Below are 17,319 nucleotides of genomic sequence, written 5' to 3'. Positions count from 1 at the left end.
GGACAGTCGTTCTTATGATGTGTACGATGGTACATATGACGAACCCTGCCGACACGCGGTCCATGCGCGAGCGGATGCTCGCCGGCGACCTCTACATCGCCGACGATCCCGAGATCGCCGAGCAGAGCGCCGCTGCGCTGGACCTGATGGCGGCCTACAACGCGACCTCGGTGCGCCAGCGCCCGTTGCGCCGTCGCCTGCTGGAGCAGCTGCTCGGATCGATCGGCGAGGGCACCGAGATCCGCCCGCCGTTCTACGTGGATTACGGCGCGCAGATCACGATCGGGGCGCGCTGCTTCGCGAACTTCGGGCTTGTGGCGCTCGACGTCGCGCCGATCACCATCGGCGACGACGTTCAGTTCGGGCCGAACGTGCAGCTGCTCACGCCGACCCATCCGGTGGAGCCCGAGCCGCGGCGGAAGAAGTGGGAGGCTGCGAAGCCGATCACGATCGGCAACAACGTGTGGCTCGGCGGCGGTGCGATCGTGCTGCCCGGGGTGACGATCGGGGACAACACCGTGGTGGGCGCCGGCTCCGTCGTGACGCGCGATCTGCCGGCCAATGTTGTCGCCGTGGGCAACCCCGCTCGCGTGATCCGCACGCTCGACGGCGCCGTGGCCGCGTCCGCGCCGGCGCAGGGCGAGACCGGCGGGTGACGACGGAGGCGCGATGAGCGCGACGAGGGCGGGGACCGCCGCGCCGGCGCGCCGGGCTCGGCGCCACGACCCGGGGCGCAGGGACCGGCTTGTGGCGACGGCGCTCGACGTGATCGCCGAGCAGGGGGTCGCCGGCGCCTCGCACCGCTCCATTGCCCGGGCCGCCGACGTGCCGCTCGGCTCGACGACGTATCATTTCGCCTCGATCGACGAGCTCCTCGCCGCGGCGTTCAGCCGGCATGCGGAGACCGTGGCGTCCTGTTTCGAGGAGCGGATGCGCGCCGCCTGCGACCGCGCGGCCGCGGTCGAGCTCCTGGTCGAGCACCTCACCGCGGATCTGCTCGGCTCGCCGCGCGACCTCGTGCTCAGCGTCGAGCTCTACGTCGCTGCCGCCCGGAGGCCCGCGCTGCGCGCCGTCACCCAGGCCTGGATGCTGCGGAGCCGACGCGCGCTGGAGCTCCACTTCGACCCGGTGACGGCGCGGGAGCTCGACGCGCTGATCGAGGGCCTCGTGCTGCACAGCGCGCTGTCCACGGATCCGATGACGGCCGGGCAGATCCGGCACGCCATCCACCGCTTCACCCGCTGATTTGCTGGTGCCTCACCCGGCGCCGTCGCCCCCGTGCCTCAGGTGTCGAGCAAGGTCCAGTCCTGCTCCGCCGCCCACGCCGAGAACGAATGCCACCCGACCTCGGGGTAATCGCGCCGGAGCCGGACGATGTCGGCCGTGAAGCCGGCGCGCTCGTACCATGCGAACATCGTGGCCATGGCCTCGCTGCCGGCGCGCACGGCAGCGAGCGGGAGCTCGACGTACTGGATCTTCTTGCCGGACGCGCGGGTGATCGCCTCCGCTGCGTCGAGCGCGCAGACCTCGTCCGAGGCGATGTCGATTCGCGCGCCGAGGAACGGCTCGCGCTGCTCGAGGACCAGGGCGGTGAACCGGGCGACGTCGGCGACCGCGATCTGCTGGAGCGTCCGCGTCCCTGACATGGCGATGAGGAGCCTGCCCTCGCGGAGGCCGGGCAGGAGAAAGACGCGCCGGAAGTTCTCCATGAAGAACGCCGGGCCGAGGATGGTGAAGGGGACATCCAGCGAGCGCAGGTGCCCCTCCACCTGGAACTTGCTGTCGAAGAGCGGCACGCCGGTGCCACGATCGGCGCTCGCGACGGAGGAGTAGACGAGGTGTCCGACGCTGGCGGCCCTGGCGGCGTCGAGCACCGCGCGCGTCCTGCCCGCGCTCTGCGATCAACGACGCTGGACGAGCCTGTTCCTCTCCTTCAGCAAGAGTGCGGGAGAGCCATCCTTCCTGTCGCTCTACAGAGGGGATGCCTCAGGGGGTCCACCACACCTGACGGCTCGTTCCGACGCACGCGACGGCCGATCCGAGGGCCATGACGCACCGCTCCGACGGGGGTGACGGTCCGTACGCGGCGCTCGCGGTACCGGGCGACGTCCTGGATCTTTCGAGGTCCGGTGCGATTCGAGCGAAGGACGACCGACCTCGCCGGCATTCACCAGGTAACAGCCGAGCCGTGGCGCAGGATCGCGTCGGGCCCCGAGATCCAGACGGCTGGAGTCGTCGGGGCAGCGTCATTTTCCAGTCTGCAGGGGCCTTCAGGGGCTGCTGGGCCATACATCGTGCGACCCGATAGGCTCCGAGCGCGGCTGTTCATCCTCGAGACGCTTCGTGTCTCGCACGCAGGGAGAGCCGATCCATGAGACAGTCGTATCTTGCTTTGACGAAGTTTGCTTGTGTCGCGGCAGTGGCGCTTGCCTCCGCGGCCTGCGGCAGCGGCGACGGCGCCCACCCCGATCCGGATCTCGACATCGACAGCTCCGACAACGGGGTCCTGCTGCAACACGCGGACGCCGAGGCGAGCGGGAGCTGCCAGCTGCCCGACGGTCCACGCACGGTGCATCAGATGAAGGGTCCGCCCGGGAGCCTGCAAGGCGGCTGCGTCCCCACGTGGACCCAGGAGCAGCTGAACGACGGGTTCACCGAGATCCGCGACCGGCGGATGATCATCTTGCCAGAGGATCCCGATTTCGATCGGCGGATCCCCTGGCTCGCGGCCGACAACGGGTGCGAGGACCGGGCCGAGGCAGCGAGCTATTACTTGAAGAGCTGGAACTACCCGACGCCCTACTATGCCAGGGTCCTGGTGAAGCTGCCCAAGCGGCTCATCCTCAGGACGGACAACGAGCCGGGCGGACAGGTGCGCTGGGTTCATCACGTCGCGCCCGTGGTCCGCGTCGATGGACGGCTCATGATCCTCGACCCTGCCGTCGAGCCGAAGGCGCCTCTCCCGATCGACGAGTGGCTCCCCCGGTTCAGCGTCGCCGGAGAGTTCGACGTGGCGTTGTGCCGCGACCACGCCGTCGGGGACGGGTGCTTCGACGCCGCGCCCGTGGAGCCGTCGCCGCCCCAGATCGGGTCCAACGCCGGATTGCACATGCGGCTGACGGCCGAATGGGGAGTTCAGGAGATCCTCGGACGTGATCCGTACCGGGTCCTCGGCGACTGCCCGACGTGGGTCGAATGCGAAGCCGAGCCCACGCCCGATGAGAACCGCCCGCCGACCATCCGGCATTTCAGGACGGACCGGCTGGAGAGCTCGGTCTTCTTCCCCATCTACGTCATCGGGGACAACTTCGTCGAAGGCGTGACGACCGTGCGCGTCACAGGAAACGGCGTCGACGAGAGCGTCCCTATCGAATCTTACACCCTGCGCAGCCTCTTGCTCGCATACGGGTATGACCCCGGCGAGTATCAGGTGACGGCGGCCAACGGAGCGCACGTCAGCCAGCCCGTGGTCCTGACGATCTCCGAGTTCTGACCAGGCACGTGCACCTCGCCTCGTGCACACGCCGGCGCCTCGCCCTCAGGCAGCGCAGCGCAGCAGGTCCCGGCGTCGCGGCGCGCAGACAGCAGCATCGCGACGGCCGCGCCAGGGCAGAAATGACGGCGGCCCTGCGTAGGGAAGGGTGGTTCTGCCGGTGGGCGGAGCTCAATCCTTATTCCTTCGAGGGGAGCGCGTAACCATGCGATCGACGTTCTGGGCTGGTGTGGTGGGGATGTGCCTTTCGTGCGGCCTCTCGGGGCTGGGCTGCGGTGGCGACGATGACGGGGCGACGCCGGGCGGCCCGGCGGGGTCGGAGGAGGGCGGGGGAGACGGCGAGGCGTCCTGCTCCGGACTCGACACGTCGGCCCTCGTCAGCGAGCTCTCGCCGGCGGAGGTCGAGCAGGCGTGCAGGGGATATCGCCGCTGCAGCGCCGAGAGGCTGACCCCGGAGCACGTGTGTCGCATGAGGGGCGTGCTCGGCGCGATGGACGAGGACGAGCCCGGGACGGACGACGCCGGGCTGCGGGCGCGCTGTTCCGAGCGCTTCGAGGCGTGCATGGCCGATACGGATCAGGTGGAATCGATGATCGAACAGGCCATCGCGACGGTCGAGGCGGAGCCCTGCGGGACACCGGCGCAGTGCACGGCCACGATCGCCGAGATCGACGCGTGCGCCGCCGAATTTCGCGCGTACTCGTACGACGTGCTCCCCGAGTGCAGCGCGCTCACCATGGACTTCTACGAGCAGACCGACCGGGGCGCCTATTTGCTCGAGGGGCCCTGCGGCAAGCTCAGCATTGGCTGCTTCCCGCTCTTCACGACGCCGAGGGAGGAGCTCGAGTGACCGGCAGCCCCGCGTCCGACCCCCTCACCCCGTGAGCGCGTCGAGGGCCGACAGCAGGGGCGCGGCCCTCTCGCGGTCGATCATCTGCACATACGCGATCCTGCCCCGCAGGTGCGCCTCGAAGTCCGGCACGCCGTGCCGGTTCTGGGCGGCGAGGCCGGTCTTCTTCGCCCCGTGGAGGATCGCGCGCAGGCGGCGCACCTCCTCGCGCGGCGCCGAGGGCTTGTCGTTGACAACGACGCCCGTCACCACCTGCCGCCCGCCCGCGCGCTGGATACGGCCCTTCTCCGGGTGGATGGCGAAGCCCTCCTCCTCGACGATATGACGGACGCGGGCGAGCAGCATCGCGATGTCGCCGCGCTTGCCCGGGGGCGCCGAGAAGGTGAGGTCGTCCGCGTAACGCGTGTAGGTGAAGCCCGCGCGGGCGCACATGCCGGCGAGGCGCCGATCGAGCTTCCGCGCGATCTGGTTCGAGAGGGCCGGGCTCGTGCAGGCGCCCTGCGGCAGCGCGCGATCGCCGACCGCGACCCAGAAGCGCTGGCCGTCGTACTCGACCGGGCGCCGCGGCGGCTCGGTGCAGAGCAGGGCGAGGAGCGTGGCCACCGCCGGGGAGTAGCCGAGCCGATGGAAGACGCCGCGCACCCGCGGGAACGTGATGGTCGGGAAGAACTCGGACAGGTCGAGGTTGACGACCACGTCACGACGCGTGTGCGGGCGCGCGTTGGTGACCGTGGAGCGCCCCTTCACGAAGCCGTGCGCGGGCTCCTCGACGGGCAGCTTCTCCAGGATCTCGCGCAGGACCCACGCCTGCGCAGCCGCCAGAGAGGCGTGGGGCGCCGCGAGCTGCCTCGTCCCGCCCGAGCGCTTCGGGACGTCGAAGTACACGTAGTGAGGGCGCTCGACGGCCTCGCCATGAAAGGAGAGCCAGCGCAGGCGGGGGACGGCGACGCCGAGGGCGCGGGCGAGGTCGGCCGGGGTGGACAGCACGGGCAAACCGCGCTCGACGAGCGATTCGACGAGCGAGCGCCGGTCGGCGAGGCCCGCCGAGACGTCGGGGCCGAGGTAAATGATGTCCTCGGCCCGGCGGCGCGCCACCGCCTCGGCGCGCTGCCGCTTGCGCTCGGCGCTCAGGCGCCGCTTCTCCTCCCTGCGGGCGAGCTTCTCGCGCTTGAGCTGCTCGATCGCCTCGTCGGCCGAGCGCGCCGCGGCGGCGCCGGCGAGCCGCGCGGCGTCCTGGTGGGTGAGCCACAGATCGCCGACGCGGTGGATCTCGGCGATCTGCGCCTCGGTGAGCAGGCCGCGCAGGATGAGGCCCCGATCGATGAGCGCGGTGCGCTCGTCGCTCTGCGGCGGGATCGTGTCCACGCGGCCGATCCAGGCCGTCCTGTACGGGTTGATCTCGAGCGCGCGCCTGCGCAGCTCGCCTGCGGAGAGGCCGAGGATCCCGCGGGCGTCGTACGGGTCCGCGCGCCGCGGCGTCGCGCCCGCCGCCGCGGCGCGGGGCTGCCCGGCGCGGGCGGCCGGCCGCACGGCGGCCTGCTCGGCCGCGGGCCCGGCCGGCGCTCGCTCGCCCGGCTCGGCCCCGCCCAGGCCGAGCATCGTCTTCAGCTTGTCCCAGAAGCCCATTCGAACGTTCCGCTGGCCAGCCCCCGGTCCAGCCCTCCAAGGAAGCCCGTCCGCCCGACTACTTGCTCGTGACCACGCCCGATCACCCAGGCGCCGGGCACCTGTGCGGTTCCAGGACCGTCAGGTCCCTCTGGGTGGAACCGCACAGGTGCTAAAGGCGCCCAAAGAACATCGGGGGTGGGGATGCATGGAAGAACAACCTCCACCACGGCGGAGCGCCGCAGCATGTTGGGCTCGAGCGGACGGACCTCCTTGCAGGACTGGACACTCGGGTCTTGTGTGAACCTCACTTCGTCGATCGCCTGGCGACGAGCCACGCGAGGCCCACCACCGCGGCGGGGCTCGCCTTGAACTGATCGGCGACGCGCCGGATCTCGGCCAGCACGGCCGCGTGGACCGCCAGCGTCCTCACGACCGGCGCGTGGAGCTCGCGCGCGCGGAGCGCCCGCTCCGCCTCCGGCCCGCCGAGCGCGAGGGCCTCGGCCCAGGAGCGGCAGCCCTGGATGCGCTCGAACGCGAGGTCCCACGACGCCTCGACGACCTCCGCGAGGCCCGCCTGCCGGGCCGCCGCGGCGCGCTCGATCTCACCGAGGAGCTCCGCGGGGAACGGCACCGCCTCGCCGCGCGGGGCGGCCGTCGTCGCCCGCGGGCCGCCCGTCGCCCGCGGGCCGCCCGGCGCGGCCTCCGCCGGCCGCGGCGGCTCCGGCGAGGGCCCCGCGTCACCGCGGCCGGACAGGTGGAGCTTGATCGCGAGCAGGTGCCGGCACGGGCCGGCGCGCAGCCGGTTCTTGTAGAAGTACGAGCAGCTGCACTTCGCCTTCTTGATCGCACCGTCGGTGTCGAGGAGCAGCTCGCAGCTCGTCGCCTCGGCCCTCGCCACGACGACGCGGCGGCCGCCGGAGAGGGCCTCGTCCCGCGCGATCTCCACGCCGCCCCGGGCGATGCGGCGGCCCTCCGCGAGCTCCGGGGGCTCGGGGCCGAGGAGCGCGTCGGAGAGGGCGACCGGCATCACCGGGCGGCAGCGATAACACTCCGCGGCGTGGTCGTAAACCACCTGCCCCTGCTTCGCGGCGAGGTGCAGCGCGCCGCGAAGCGCGTCGTCCGGCGCGCCCAGCGACACGGCGAGCTCGCCGGGAGACGCGCGCCGGACCCTCTCCAGGTGGCGCACGACCCGGTCCGCCAGCTGCGCGTCCGGGGTGAAGGCGTCCGCCATGACGTCGAGGTGGGAGCCCGAGGTCCAGTCGTTCGCCGTCCAGCCCGAGAGCGCGAGGGTGAAGCGCATCTCGCCCATGTAGACGATCCACAGGCTCGGCAGCCCGGAGCCGAGCAGCCGCACCTCGATGCGGTCGGCGAGCGGCAGGAGCCGCGCGAGCGCGGAGAGACGGCGCCTCCCCCACACCTTGATCTCCTCGGTCGCCCCCGCGCCCCTCGGCGCAGCGGAGCGGTACGGGCCGGACCCACCCGCGCCCTGCCGGGGCCCCGCGGCCACGGGAACGTCGTCGCAGGTGACGCCGCGGCACGGGATGGAGACGCCCCAGGGGTCGAGCACGAGGATCGGCGCCTTGCCCGGCGTGAGCTGGAAGCGCAGGCTGCGCGGGCCCGTGCGCTCGCGGTGCCGATCGAGGTGCGCGAGGAGCGAGTAGGCCGCCTCCACGGGGACGTCGACCTTGCGGCTCGGGAGGCACATCGCCGCCTGGAGCTGGCCGAAGCCGCGCAACCACGAGGGCGGGAGGTCGATCTTCTCCTCGCGGTAGTCGCCGCGGCCGTCGACCGCGACCTCGAAGCCGGTCGGATCGACGAGGAGCCGCGTCGGCCGGTAGCTGCGGAGCGTCTGGAAGTGCTCGTGGAGCGCGAGCGAGTAGTCGACGTTCGTCGTGCCGAGGCCGGCGTCCTGCGCGCCCCGGAAGGCGTCGCGATCGACCGAGAGGCAGCCGTAGCTCGACTCGTCCTTGGAGAAACACTCGAAGAAGACGACATCGGGCGCGACGGTCACGACCGGATCGCAGGGGACGAGGTGGCGGAAGAGCTCCGGGTCGCTCCGCGCGAGCTCCGTCGCCCAGCGGACGCGCGCGCCCCAGTAGACCTTGTGCATCGCCCGGAAGTCGGCCTCGAGGTTCGGCGGCAGCGGCACCTTCGCGAGGCGCGCGAGCTCGGCCTTCATGGCCTCGCCATGGATCTCCTGGCGGAGCCGGGCCTCGCGCTCGGCCTCCTGCTGCTTCCACGCCTCGTGGGCGGAGCGATCCCTCGGCCTGCGCCGCAGGTCGCCCACGACGACATCGTGCAGCGCGCTGATCGCCTCGCGGAAGCGCACCGGCCGCGCGAGCTCGCCGTCGAAGAAGACCCTGGGGCGCGCGAGGTTGGGCGCGAAGCTGAGGGCGGCGCCGCCGCCGAGCTCCTTGACGCCGCTCTTGCCGAGGTAGCGGAGATCGAAGCTCACGCCGCGTCCTCCCCCGCGAACAGCCGGAGCTCGGGGAGCCTGCGCGCGATGGCGTCACGGAGCGCGGGGGCGCGGAACGCGGCGCGGGCGAGGGCGCCGAGGGCGGCGCGCCGCTCGGGCGGGCGCACGCTGCGGAGCGCGACGCCGAGCAGCGGCAAGAGCGCATCGGCCTCGCCAGGCCGGGCGACCACGCGGTCCGCGATCTGCCTGACGACCGCGCGCTTGTCGCGCGCGCCGCCGTGGACGGCGAGCAGCGCGGCCGCCCACACGTGCCGCAGCGCCTCGGGCGCGAGGGCCGCCTTGCGCGCGGTGAGGTGCCGGATCAGGAAGGCGCGGGCGTCGGCGTGGGGCGTCTCGGCCAGCGCGGCCCACAGGCCTGTGTCGTCGCGGAAGCGGGGGGCGGCCTCGAGGAGCTCGAGCGCGCGGGCGCGGACGTCCTCGTGGCGGGAGTCCAGGAGATCGCGCACGTGCTCGGCCCGGCCGTGGGGCGAGCGCCCGAGCACCTCGAGGAGCCACGCGACCGCTTCCTCCCGGACGCGGGGGGCGCCTGCGGTCGCGAGGCGCGCGATCGTGTCGAGATCGGCGGCGGTCTCGACGGGCTTCGTCCTCGCCCAGCGCAGGCCGAGCTCCGCGACCGGCGCGGCGCGCGCGCGGGCGAGGTCCACGCACTCGGCGAGCGAGAGCCGCGCCGGCGAGACGTGCTCGACCACCGCCTCGCAGAGGAAGGCGAGCGCCGCGGCGTTCTCGGTCCGGAGCAGCGAGAGCCAGTCCGCGATCGGCAGGCTCCCGAGGCCCGGGATGTGCCGGAGCAGGCCGGCGGCGAGCGTCTGGACCTCGTCGTGCGGGCTCTCGAGGAGCGCGCGCACACGAGCGAGGGGCAGGCCGCGCAGCTCGGCGGCGTAGGCGTGGCCGAGGAGCCCGACGGCGAACGCCCGGACCGTGCGGCTCCTCGCGGCCGTGACCAGGCCGAGCACCTCTTCGAAGGCGCCCTGCCACGCCTCGGGGTAGAGCGGCGCGGGCTCGAGATCGGCGAGGGCGGCGCCCTCGGCGAGGCGAACGCCGCGCGGGAGGCGATCGAGGGCGGGCGAGCCCCAGTAGAGCGCGTGGAGCAGCCCCCAGGCGTCGAGCAGGCGCTCGGGCCTGTCGAGGTGCTCGTCGCGGTAGAGCGCGAGCGCAGCGCGGATCGCGTTGCCGTAGCGGGCGGCGTCGCGCCGGCCGAGCCGCCTGAAGTAGCGGAACGCCCGGCGCCGCAGGTAGTGGCGCGTCCGCACCGAGAAGCGCGGCGACGCGACGTCGCCCGGGGGGAGGCGGCCGGGCGCGAGGGTGTCGTTCACGAGGCAGGGCTCGTCGCGGGACGTCCTGGTCTGCCAGTCGTAGCGGGGCACCTTGACCAGCTTGCGGCGAACGAGGCGGTCGAAGGCGACCATGAAATGGCCGACGACCTCGTCGTCTCCTGCCTGCTCGGCGAGTTTGTAAAGGACCTTGACGAGCGCGCGGTGGTGCGGCCGGTCGCAGCCGTCGTCGATGTAGCGGAGCAGCGCGCGCCGCGCGAACGGGCGCCGGTCCGCGTACCAGCGCGGGGCGAGCGCCTTCAGCTTCCGGCCCGCCTCCGACACGAGCACCTCGTCGACGAACCGGTCGTCGCCTGCCTCGAAGTGCTCGTCGAGGAGGAGCGTCGACGCTGCCTGCGATCGCGCGGCGCTCATGCGCGGCGGATGCTACGAAACCGGCGCCGAGCCGGTCAAGCGGGGCGCCGCCGCGGGGCGCCGCCACAACGCCGGCCTGCTGCGGCTACGCCGGCCTGCTGCGGCTCTCCGTAGGCCGCGCCAGCCCTTCGGCGAACGCCCGCGCGGAGATGTAGGGCACACACACCCGGCCGGCCCAAAAGAGGGTGTTCCAGAGGCGACGACCAACGCCGGCGCTCGTGACGAGGCCGCGGAGAGGTCACGACCCATCACGGAGGATCTTTTCGGCCCGGGAACAGGTCCCGATCAAAAGAAATGGATCATTTCATACAAATGAGTTGGTCTCGACCAGGCCATCGGCTCAAGTGGAGCCTTCGCGCCTGGTCGAGACCACGCGGGGGCATCGAAACGAGCGCCCGGCAGGGCCTCCACGTCCTCCCGCGCATCTGCGATGCGTGTACTCGGCCGAGGGCTTGACGTCATGGCGAATGATCCGCCTCGAATCGAGCCGTATCGCCGCGCAACGAGTCACCCCGCGACGAAGCCGCGAGCCTCGCGGACGGCCACCTGCGCGCCAAGCACCTCATCCCAGGATGACGTCGTATCGCTCAACACGTCTGAATAGCGGTCGGGCTCAGCCTGCGCTATTCACGCCGCGGGGGAAAACCTCGCTTCCTGGAGAACCTCATGATCGAGAAGAGCACCCAGTCCATGCATACCCACCCTCGTCGTCCGTCACGCGCTGCCTGGCCGCGCGTCGGCGCGGCGCTGTTGCTCCTCGGAGCCGTCGGCGCCGCCGCCTGCACCTCCGGCGTCGCCGTGGAGGAGGAGCCCCTCGGGGAGGCGCTCCTGCTCGGGACTTACGATCTGTCGAGCAGCTACACGGGCACCATCGGGGACACCCGCGGCTGGCTCATCGAGTGGGAGGTCCCCGCGCTCCTGAACGAGTCCACGGCCTGGACCGTGGTGGGCCAGTGGTACTACAACCTCGAGTCCGGCATCTACCACAGCCCGGACGGGTGGTTCGTCTACTACTTCGGCGATGACAACGGGGTCACGGGGAACCACTCGAGCTGCAATAACCAGTGGGGCTCGGGGGGCACCTGCGGCGGCTCGCTCGGCGACCTGGAGCCCGGGCAGCAGGTCGTCTTCAAGTACGAGTGGTGCACGCCCGAGCGCGTCGCGAGCGTGACCGGCACCCAGCTCTGTCTCTATGTCGACATGAAGGACGGCGACGGCTGGCAGTTCCTCGCCCAGGACGAGCGCACCACCGTCGAGATGTACACGCACGACGTCGAGCATTTTCGCGACGTCGGCACGCAGTACACCGAGCCGCAGATCTCCTGCTCGGCGCCCATCAAGATGGTTCGCCAGCAGCTGAAGACGACCGCGGGCGTCTGGCAGAACATGTCGGGCGCGAGCACCTGGTCGTTCCACGACGAGCCTCCTTACGTCTACCAGAACAAGAATCTCAGCGCGTCGCCGTCGACCTGGGAGGCCTGCAAGACCTGCAACAGCTTGCCCGCGTGGGCGTCGGGGCAGGTGTACACGCCTTCGACCCTGGTCACAAACGGCGGCCGCATCTGGTTGGCGAACCAGCAGATCTGGTGGTCGGACCCGGTCTGCTCGCCCAGCAGCCCGGCCGCCTGGTGCCCGGCCGCGTGGACCGACCTCGGCGCCTGCAACTACTGATCGCGGCACCCGCTCCCCACGACGCGCACCGGAGGCCACCGCCAGGAGCTTGCCTGTCGTCCCGGCTTCCAGGGCGCGTGGTCCCGTCGAGGGGCGATGACCGCGGCCTCCATCCTCCCCGTCAATAACGCCAGACCGAGCTCGACAGTCGATGCTCGAGGAGCTGCGTCCGAGCGGCTTGCGCTCGATGTCCTCGAGTGCCCAGCCTGCAAGGGCAGGGCAGCGGAGATCAGCGCGGGCTTTCTGCAGCGCGTCGAGAGGGGCACGACGAGCGTCGGGGTCGGGGTCCTGGTCCGGCTCGCCGACGCGCTCGCCGTCGAGCCCGGCGTCCTGCTGCGCCGCGCCACGCTGCCCGGGGTGACGCGCGGGAGGCCGCCGCGCAGCCCGCGGGCGAAGCGACAGCCGTCGGGGTAGGCAGGCAGCCGCCATGTGCTGACCCCCTCGCCCTGGCTCCAGCGTCCGTGCGGCGTTACGCGAAGCGCTCGGCGTTGACTGTTGATCCGGCGCGCGCGTAACCTGTCCGCATCGCAGGCCGGTCGGTCGCTACAAGCCATGGCCACCTATAACATCGGGCGGTCCAGCGGCCCGTGGAGAGCACAGAAAGGAGGATCGAGGTAGATGACAATCTTCGTGTCGGCGTCTGAAGCAGACGAGCCCCGGCTCGCCGGCCTCGCCGGGGAATGGCGCGCCGCCGTGGCAAGGGAGCAGGAGAACCGCGTGGCGCAGGTTGCCGTGTGGGATGCAAAGCTCGCCGAGATCCACACCGAGCAAGAGGCGCTCCTGAGGGGTGGCCACTGGATAGGCGGACCGGACGACCTCCTGAGCATCCTCGGGCAGAGCCGGCAGGAGCTGTATCACTCTACGCTGCTGGCATGGCTGCTCGATCCCCAGGGTCGACATGGCTTCGGCTCTGGCTTCCTCGAGGCGTTGCTCCGCCGCTGCACAGCCGATCCGCCGGCCGAGCTGAGCCGCGCCCGGTCCGCGCGCGAGGTGAGCCGGGGCAATGCCCGCGCCGATGTCGTCGTCGCTGGGCCTGGACTCTGCCTCGTGATCGAGAACAAGGTCGATGCCCGTGAGCAGCCCAAGCAATGCGATCGCCTTTACGAGAGTTTCGGTCGAGAGCCAGGTGCGCTGTTCATCTTCCTGTCGCCATCCGGACGAGCGCCCGTGACAGCCACGGGCGACGCGCGGGAGGCGTTCAAGCCGATGAGCTACGCCGATATCGCGGCGATGCTCCGCGACGCGCTCGCCTCGGCGCCGGGCAAGGACGCGACGGCGCATGGGCGCGAGGCCGCCTCCAACTATCTCGTCACCCTGGAGAGGGAGTTTCAATGAACCGCATCGACGATCCGCGTGCCGTCTTCTACCTCCGGCATCAGGCGCTCATCGAGGAGTGGGCCGCCCTCCGCGAGTCCGCCGCCGACCTCACGCACGGGTTTCTATGCTCGTGCGCAGATGGGATCGCCGATCTTGCCTCCGAGCTCTCTCCAGACGTTGACGTTTACAAATTTCTGGAGGAAGACGAAGACTGGCCGAAGATCCTGCTGGTCTTGCCAGGATGGTTCGCGTCGCGCGAGGGCGAGCGCGTCCCCAGGGTCGGGATCGGCCTGGAGTGGAACAAGTCGCGACATTTGAACTTCACGACCTCTCCTGCTTGCGCGTACACAGGCATATGGGTGGATTTCGACATCGACGGCGGCAAGGAGCTGTCGAGGAAGCTTTGTGCGGCCTTCGGAGAGGCCGGCCTCCTCAAGAAGCACAAGCTCGCCTCCAGCGCTTGGTGGCCCGCATACCGCTACGAGACCGCGACAGGCGAATACTGGAAGGATCTCGCACCCTACCGCGAACACCTCGTCGCGTCAGTGCGGTCCCACTGGACGGAGTTCGAGGCCCGGGTCCGGGAAGTGCTGGCGGCCTGAGCGTCCAGTGGACTGTTCGACAAGTCTTTCAACATAGTCGTGGCGGGTTTGCTAGAATCTGGCACCTCTGCCGGCGGTACGAGGAGGCGGGGGTGCACGTCGTCCAGAACGCTCCACGGGAGGGCCAGCCGCGAGCGTTTCGTCCCCCCGCAGCGCGTTGGAATTGAGAAGCTCGCCTGCTGCGATCCTGCGGGGCTCGACCTGCACATGACCCACTGATCGACCCGCACCCTCGCTCAAATCGCAGCCGAGCGCGGCATCGTGCCGAAGATTTCGCACTCGACCGTCTCGTTGATCCTGCGCGCAGCCGACCTTCAGCCTCATCGTTCGCGGTACTGGAAGGCGCCGAAGCTCGACGCAGCGTTCCTCAAACGTGCCGCCACAGATCCTGTGGTGCTGCGAGAACGCCGCAAATCTGGCCGCAAAGCACGAGAGCGTGCACCTGATCTGGGACGGCGGCTCGTCGCACGGCGCGGATGAGACAACGACCTGGCTGCGCCTCCACCATCCGCGCGTGCGTACGCTTGTCACGCCACCGCACGCCTCGTGGCTCAGTCAGGCGGAGCTGTTGCTGCGCTGTAACCGGCGTCGCACGGGCGGTCACGATACCCTTGGCTGGGCGGTTATTCCGCGTCGGACGCGTCGAAGCGGTGTCAGAGGCCATCGAGGGCTCGATTTCTCTCGTACCCTCTCGATCCCTCTCGTGGAGCCCCGTGCCCTGACGTCGGGGCACACGGAGGTCACACGGTGTGACGCAGCCGGGTCGATGCTCGTAAGCGCGGGGTAGGAGGGCTCGCCAGGCCCGGGCAGGTCGTGCTCGGTCAGCCGGTGGACGGCGACGGCGCTGCGCTCGCTGGCGGGCGCCCCGACCCACCCACGCGACCCGCCGCGCTCGGCACGCCGAGGCAGGGACAGCGAGGACGTAATGTGGCTCACGCCACAGTTGACGCCGACACTCCGGTGGGAGGAGCATTTGGAATCAGGGGATGGCATGGGGCACGGGCTGAGGGGGAGGGCGAGCGCGCTCGTGCTGTGCGGCTGTGCCTGCGCGCTCGTCAGTGTTCCGGCGCCGGCACAGGCACTCTCGCCGGGCCCTTGGGCGTATCCACCAGCGCCCATGTGGACTGGGCTGGCGGCGGTAGTCGCGTTCTTCCTGGAAGTCTGGTCGTGATGGTGACCACTGGACCCATCTGGAGATTTGAGGCAAAGTCGATATGAACAGGATATTTGTTGTTCTGTGCTTTGGTCTCACGGCGTGCAATTACGATGTAGGTGAGTGCTATGTCCGGGGTGAGGGAAACGAAGGCGCCGGCGGCAGCATCATCACGCCGACAGGAGGGGTTGGAGGCTTCGGGTGGCATGTGCCACTGGAGCCGCAAGATCACACGGGCGTCGATGGAGATCCGTGCTCGCAAACCGTGGAATGCACGGTCACGTGGAAGGCGGGGTCGGCTGTTTGCAGTAACCAGGGCGCGGCCGGTAGCTGCACAACGCGGTACCAGGGCGAGCACGCGAGTTTGGACGAAGCCAAGGATCGATGTGAAGAAGCCTCTGGGGTTCGCAGCGGCTCCGGAGCGCAGTCGTGCGACTCGTGTCGGTGGGCGGCAGGCTCAAGCTCGTCCGACTGCAAAGAGGCATGCAAGGAAAAGTGCGATCAACTATGGGAACGGTGCTACGACGACTGCCCAAAGGGGGACAGGAACTGTCGGAGCCAATGCACCGAAGAACTTGGGCGATGCCTCAAAGACTGCGACAGGAGGTGCAAGTGATGATCGAACTAGTCTTCAAGGTGACCGGAGAGGACGGCGAGCCGCGCGACATCGTGGTTCGCATCCACGAGCCGACCCGAAACCCACCGGAGAAAAAGTGGCCTTGGGTTGTCCCTGTGGAAGTCGACGGGCGCAGTTACAATGTATCTGGGGAAGATCCTCTCGACGCGATCGAGAGCGGAGCTCGGCACGCGGCGATCCTGTTGCGCGAGATCCATGGCGATGCGCTCGAGCCGCCCCTTGAGCCGCGAATGAAGGAGGGCCAATGAGCGACTTGCGGACGCGCCGAGTCTACCCATCGCTGGAACCGAGGCGTACTCGGCTTCAGCTCCCGGGGTGTTGCTCGAAGACGGACGGCTCGCTCGGCTGTGAGGGGTAGCGGCGGCTCCGGCCAGCGCGCCTGACCGAGGGCACGGGGGCTGCTGGCTCGTCGGGCGGCATCGACGGACGCTCCGCCGGCTGCTCGTCCTCCCGCCCGGCTCGGCCGCCACGTCGGCAGAGAGCAAGCGAGCGCTCCAGGCCCTTGCCCGTCGCGGTGTCTCGAGCCCTTCGCCGGGTGAGCGTGCGTCGCTGGGGATAGCGGGGAACTGGCGGCTTACCTACTCGCCGTCGACCATGAGCGCCGTGACGGCGATCTCGCCCAGGACCTCGCCCTCGACGGGGCTTATCACGAAGACGGCACAGAGCGCGTGTGGAACGAGCTCGGTCATCCTCCGACGCGCGCGGGTCGGTCAGGTGCTCGAGCACGCCGTCGGGCGGATGATACGTCACCTCCGCCGGCACGCTTCGCGCCGATCTGCGTCTGAAATCGCCGGTTCCCGACCGATACGCTCGGCGAGCGCCGTGAAGAAGCGAACGCGCTGGTGGCATTCGAGCAGCAGGCCGATGAGCCCGTCTTGCCGTGGACGAGAGCCGAGGGTCACGAGCAGGATGAATCCTCCTTGGGCCCTCGGCGCGCGACCTCGTCGAGGACCTCGTCGGCGAGGAGCGACTCGCACACGGGAAACAAGTCCCGCTCTTCGAAGCGCACGTGCTCGGCGAGCTCTGCTCCGAACGCCCGAGCGGCGCTCGCGTCGCCCGCCGACGCCGACGTGGCCGCGCGTCGCAGGCGGGCGTGGTCGCGTTCAACGCGTTCGCAGAGGTCGAGCCGGCCCGCGGCGCGCAGCGCGGGCAGGAGGACCTGCTCCTCCGCGAGAAAGTGAGGCTCGAGCTGCCGATCGAACTGCTCGCGGAGGCGTGCGCCGTCCGACGTCGACCAGGCGTCGAGTTGCCGCTCGATGGCGCGGGCGAGGACGAGGGCGTGGTGATGCTCGGAGGACAGACCGCGGAGCCGCCGATCGCGCTTCATGACGGCTCCGGTCCCCGCAGCGCGCCGCCGTCGTCGTCCCAGCGCGTGAGCTCCACGGCGATCGCCACGATCTCGGACGGCGACCTCGAGGGCGCGGCCACGTTCGCCGCTGTGCCTGCCAGACCTGCCGAGGCCAGCAACGCCTTCACGATGCTGCCGAGGTGATGACCGTTGTCCGGCGCGTCGGGTTGGCCTCCGGCCCATACAGCCAGCGCGCCCCTGCCCCGGACCTCCTCCTCGAACGCGCGAACCGCCTCATGCAGGCGTGCGATCGCTCCTCGGGGCGCGAGCGACGCGAGGTACGGAGTCGGACACTCGTAGCTGACCATTCCGGAGCAGGGCCCGCATTCGTCGAGGAGGCTCTGGCTCTGCTCGACGACGTCGAGCGGGACCGCGTAGGTCTCCGGGCACGCGGGACACGACACCTCGAGCGACAGGTGGTGGGCAAACTGGGTCGAGAGCATGGGCGACTCCTTTCACGGGATGCTTTCACCGGACGC

Annotated in this window: 15 protein-coding genes; 9 read left to right on the top strand and 6 right to left on the bottom strand. The window is 70.5% G+C overall.

Translation table 11 applies throughout. The features are described 5' to 3' along the window. Positions 1 to 35 precede the first annotated feature (35 nt). Both WMF28_RS34210 and WMF28_RS34205 read left to right on the top strand, forming a co-directional pair. Positions 36 to 656 carry a sugar O-acetyltransferase gene (locus WMF28_RS34210; RefSeq protein WP_437597701.1) on the top strand — a complete coding sequence of 207 codons (621 nt, stop codon included), beginning with the start codon at positions 36 to 38 and terminating at the stop codon, positions 654 to 656. Positions 657 to 669: 13 nt separating this feature from the next. Beyond that, on the top strand, positions 670 to 1,245 hold the full coding sequence (locus WMF28_RS34205) for a TetR/AcrR family transcriptional regulator (RefSeq protein WP_437597699.1): 576 nt from the start codon (positions 670 to 672) through the stop codon (positions 1,243 to 1,245). A 38-nt stretch (positions 1,246 to 1,283) separates the two neighbouring features. Here the strand turns inward: WMF28_RS34205 and WMF28_RS34200 are convergent, their stop codons facing one another. Beyond that, complete coding sequence (locus WMF28_RS34200; protein WP_437597698.1) at positions 1,284 to 1,874, bottom strand: NmrA family NAD(P)-binding protein; 591 nt, start codon at positions 1,872 to 1,874, stop codon at positions 1,284 to 1,286. 545 nt (positions 1,875 to 2,419) lie between these two features. Between WMF28_RS34200 and WMF28_RS34195 the strand changes: the two genes are divergently transcribed. Together WMF28_RS34195 and WMF28_RS34190 are read left to right on the top strand one after the other, a co-directional pair. Next, a complete protein-coding gene (locus tag WMF28_RS34195; protein WP_437597696.1) occupies positions 2,420 to 3,493 on the top strand; it encodes a protein-glutamine glutaminase family protein in 1,074 nt (357 codons plus the stop codon). A 205-nt stretch (positions 3,494 to 3,698) separates the two neighbouring features. Continuing rightward, a complete protein-coding gene (locus WMF28_RS34190; RefSeq protein WP_437597695.1) occupies positions 3,699 to 4,343 on the top strand; it encodes a hypothetical protein in 645 nt (214 codons plus the stop codon). Between the two features lie 24 nt (positions 4,344 to 4,367). Here the strand turns inward: WMF28_RS34190 and WMF28_RS34185 are convergent, their stop codons facing one another. The 3 genes from WMF28_RS34185 to WMF28_RS34175 form a co-directional block, all read right to left on the bottom strand. Next, entirely contained in the window at positions 4,368 to 5,969 is a 1,602-nt protein-coding gene (locus tag WMF28_RS34185) for a reverse transcriptase family protein (RefSeq protein ID WP_437597694.1), read from the bottom strand. 286 nt (positions 5,970 to 6,255) lie between these two features. Further along, positions 6,256 to 8,406 carry an SWIM zinc finger family protein gene (locus WMF28_RS34180; protein WP_437597693.1) on the bottom strand — a complete coding sequence of 717 codons (2,151 nt, stop codon included), beginning with the start codon at positions 8,404 to 8,406 and terminating at the stop codon, positions 6,256 to 6,258. Next, positions 8,403 to 10,112, bottom strand: coding sequence for a hypothetical protein (locus WMF28_RS34175; RefSeq protein WP_437597692.1), 1,710 nt, complete (start codon positions 10,110 to 10,112; stop codon positions 8,403 to 8,405). Before WMF28_RS34175 ends, WMF28_RS34180 begins: the two co-directional genes overlap by 4 nt. Positions 10,113 to 10,778: 666 nt before the next feature. Between WMF28_RS34175 and WMF28_RS34170 the strand changes: the two genes are divergently transcribed. The 5 genes from WMF28_RS34170 to WMF28_RS34150 all read left to right on the top strand — a co-directional run bounded on the left by WMF28_RS34170 (position 10,779) and on the right by WMF28_RS34150 (position 15,740). After that, entirely contained in the window at positions 10,779 to 11,783 is a 1,005-nt protein-coding gene (locus WMF28_RS34170) for a hypothetical protein (RefSeq protein WP_437597691.1), read from the top strand. Positions 11,784 to 11,879: 96 nt separating this feature from the next. Next, on the top strand, positions 11,880 to 12,197 hold the full coding sequence (locus WMF28_RS34165; RefSeq protein ID WP_437597690.1) for a helix-turn-helix domain-containing protein: 318 nt from the start codon (positions 11,880 to 11,882) through the stop codon (positions 12,195 to 12,197). A gap of 204 nt (positions 12,198 to 12,401) precedes the next feature. Continuing rightward, positions 12,402 to 13,118 carry a PD-(D/E)XK nuclease family protein gene (locus WMF28_RS34160; protein ID WP_437597688.1) on the top strand — a complete coding sequence of 239 codons (717 nt, stop codon included), beginning with the start codon at positions 12,402 to 12,404 and terminating at the stop codon, positions 13,116 to 13,118. Continuing rightward, positions 13,115 to 13,702, top strand: coding sequence for a hypothetical protein (locus tag WMF28_RS34155; RefSeq protein WP_437597687.1), 588 nt, complete (start codon positions 13,115 to 13,117; stop codon positions 13,700 to 13,702). Before WMF28_RS34160 ends, WMF28_RS34155 begins: the two co-directional genes overlap by 4 nt. A 1,768-nt stretch (positions 13,703 to 15,470) precedes the next feature. Further along, entirely contained in the window at positions 15,471 to 15,740 is a 270-nt protein-coding gene (locus WMF28_RS34150; RefSeq protein WP_437597686.1) for a hypothetical protein, read from the top strand. Between the two features lie 650 nt (positions 15,741 to 16,390). On the opposite strand, the gene WMF28_RS34145 is transcribed toward WMF28_RS34150, so the two are convergent. Together WMF28_RS34145 and WMF28_RS34140 are read right to left on the bottom strand one after the other, a co-directional pair. Next, the gene (locus tag WMF28_RS34145; protein WP_437597685.1) at positions 16,391 to 16,819 is read right to left on the bottom strand and encodes a hemerythrin domain-containing protein; all 429 of its coding nucleotides are present in this window, start codon (positions 16,817 to 16,819) and stop codon (positions 16,391 to 16,393) included. Continuing rightward, the gene (locus tag WMF28_RS34140) at positions 16,816 to 17,283 is read right to left on the bottom strand and encodes a hypothetical protein (protein ID WP_437597684.1); all 468 of its coding nucleotides are present in this window, start codon (positions 17,281 to 17,283) and stop codon (positions 16,816 to 16,818) included. Before WMF28_RS34140 ends, WMF28_RS34145 begins: the two co-directional genes overlap by 4 nt. Positions 17,284 to 17,319 lie beyond the last annotated feature (36 nt).

Origin of the sequence: Sorangium sp. So ce590, from assembly GCF_051521365.1 — a bacterium.
In the GTDB taxonomy this organism is placed as follows: Bacteria; Myxococcota_A; Polyangia; order Polyangiales; family Polyangiaceae; genus Sorangium.
Note: the sequence above shows the minus strand (reverse complement) of the source record. Positions and strands in the feature narration are given on the sequence as shown.

Coding starts and splice junctions, on each gene's coding strand:
- WMF28_RS34205 (WP_437597699.1), top strand. CDS start 670: ATGAGCGCGACGAGGGCGGGGACCGCCGCGCCGGCGCGCCGGGCTCGG.
- WMF28_RS34190 (WP_437597695.1), top strand. CDS start 3,699: ATGCGATCGACGTTCTGGGCTGGTGTGGTGGGGATGTGCCTTTCGTGC.
- WMF28_RS34150 (WP_437597686.1), top strand. CDS start 15,471: ATGATCGAACTAGTCTTCAAGGTGACCGGAGAGGACGGCGAGCCGCGC.
- WMF28_RS34170 (WP_437597691.1), top strand. CDS start 10,779: ATGATCGAGAAGAGCACCCAGTCCATGCATACCCACCCTCGTCGTCCG.
- WMF28_RS34210 (WP_437597701.1), top strand. CDS start 36: ATGACGAACCCTGCCGACACGCGGTCCATGCGCGAGCGGATGCTCGCC.
- WMF28_RS34160 (WP_437597688.1), top strand. CDS start 12,402: ATGACAATCTTCGTGTCGGCGTCTGAAGCAGACGAGCCCCGGCTCGCC.
- WMF28_RS34140 (WP_437597684.1), bottom strand. CDS start 17,283: ATGCTCTCGACCCAGTTTGCCCACCACCTGTCGCTCGAGGTGTCGTGT.
- WMF28_RS34145 (WP_437597685.1), bottom strand. CDS start 16,819: ATGAAGCGCGATCGGCGGCTCCGCGGTCTGTCCTCCGAGCATCACCAC.
- WMF28_RS34175 (WP_437597692.1), bottom strand. CDS start 10,112: ATGAGCGCCGCGCGATCGCAGGCAGCGTCGACGCTCCTCCTCGACGAG.
- WMF28_RS34155 (WP_437597687.1), top strand. CDS start 13,115: ATGAACCGCATCGACGATCCGCGTGCCGTCTTCTACCTCCGGCATCAG.
- WMF28_RS34165 (WP_437597690.1), top strand. CDS start 11,880: ATGACCGCGGCCTCCATCCTCCCCGTCAATAACGCCAGACCGAGCTCG.
- WMF28_RS34185 (WP_437597694.1), bottom strand. CDS start 5,969: ATGGGCTTCTGGGACAAGCTGAAGACGATGCTCGGCCTGGGCGGGGCC.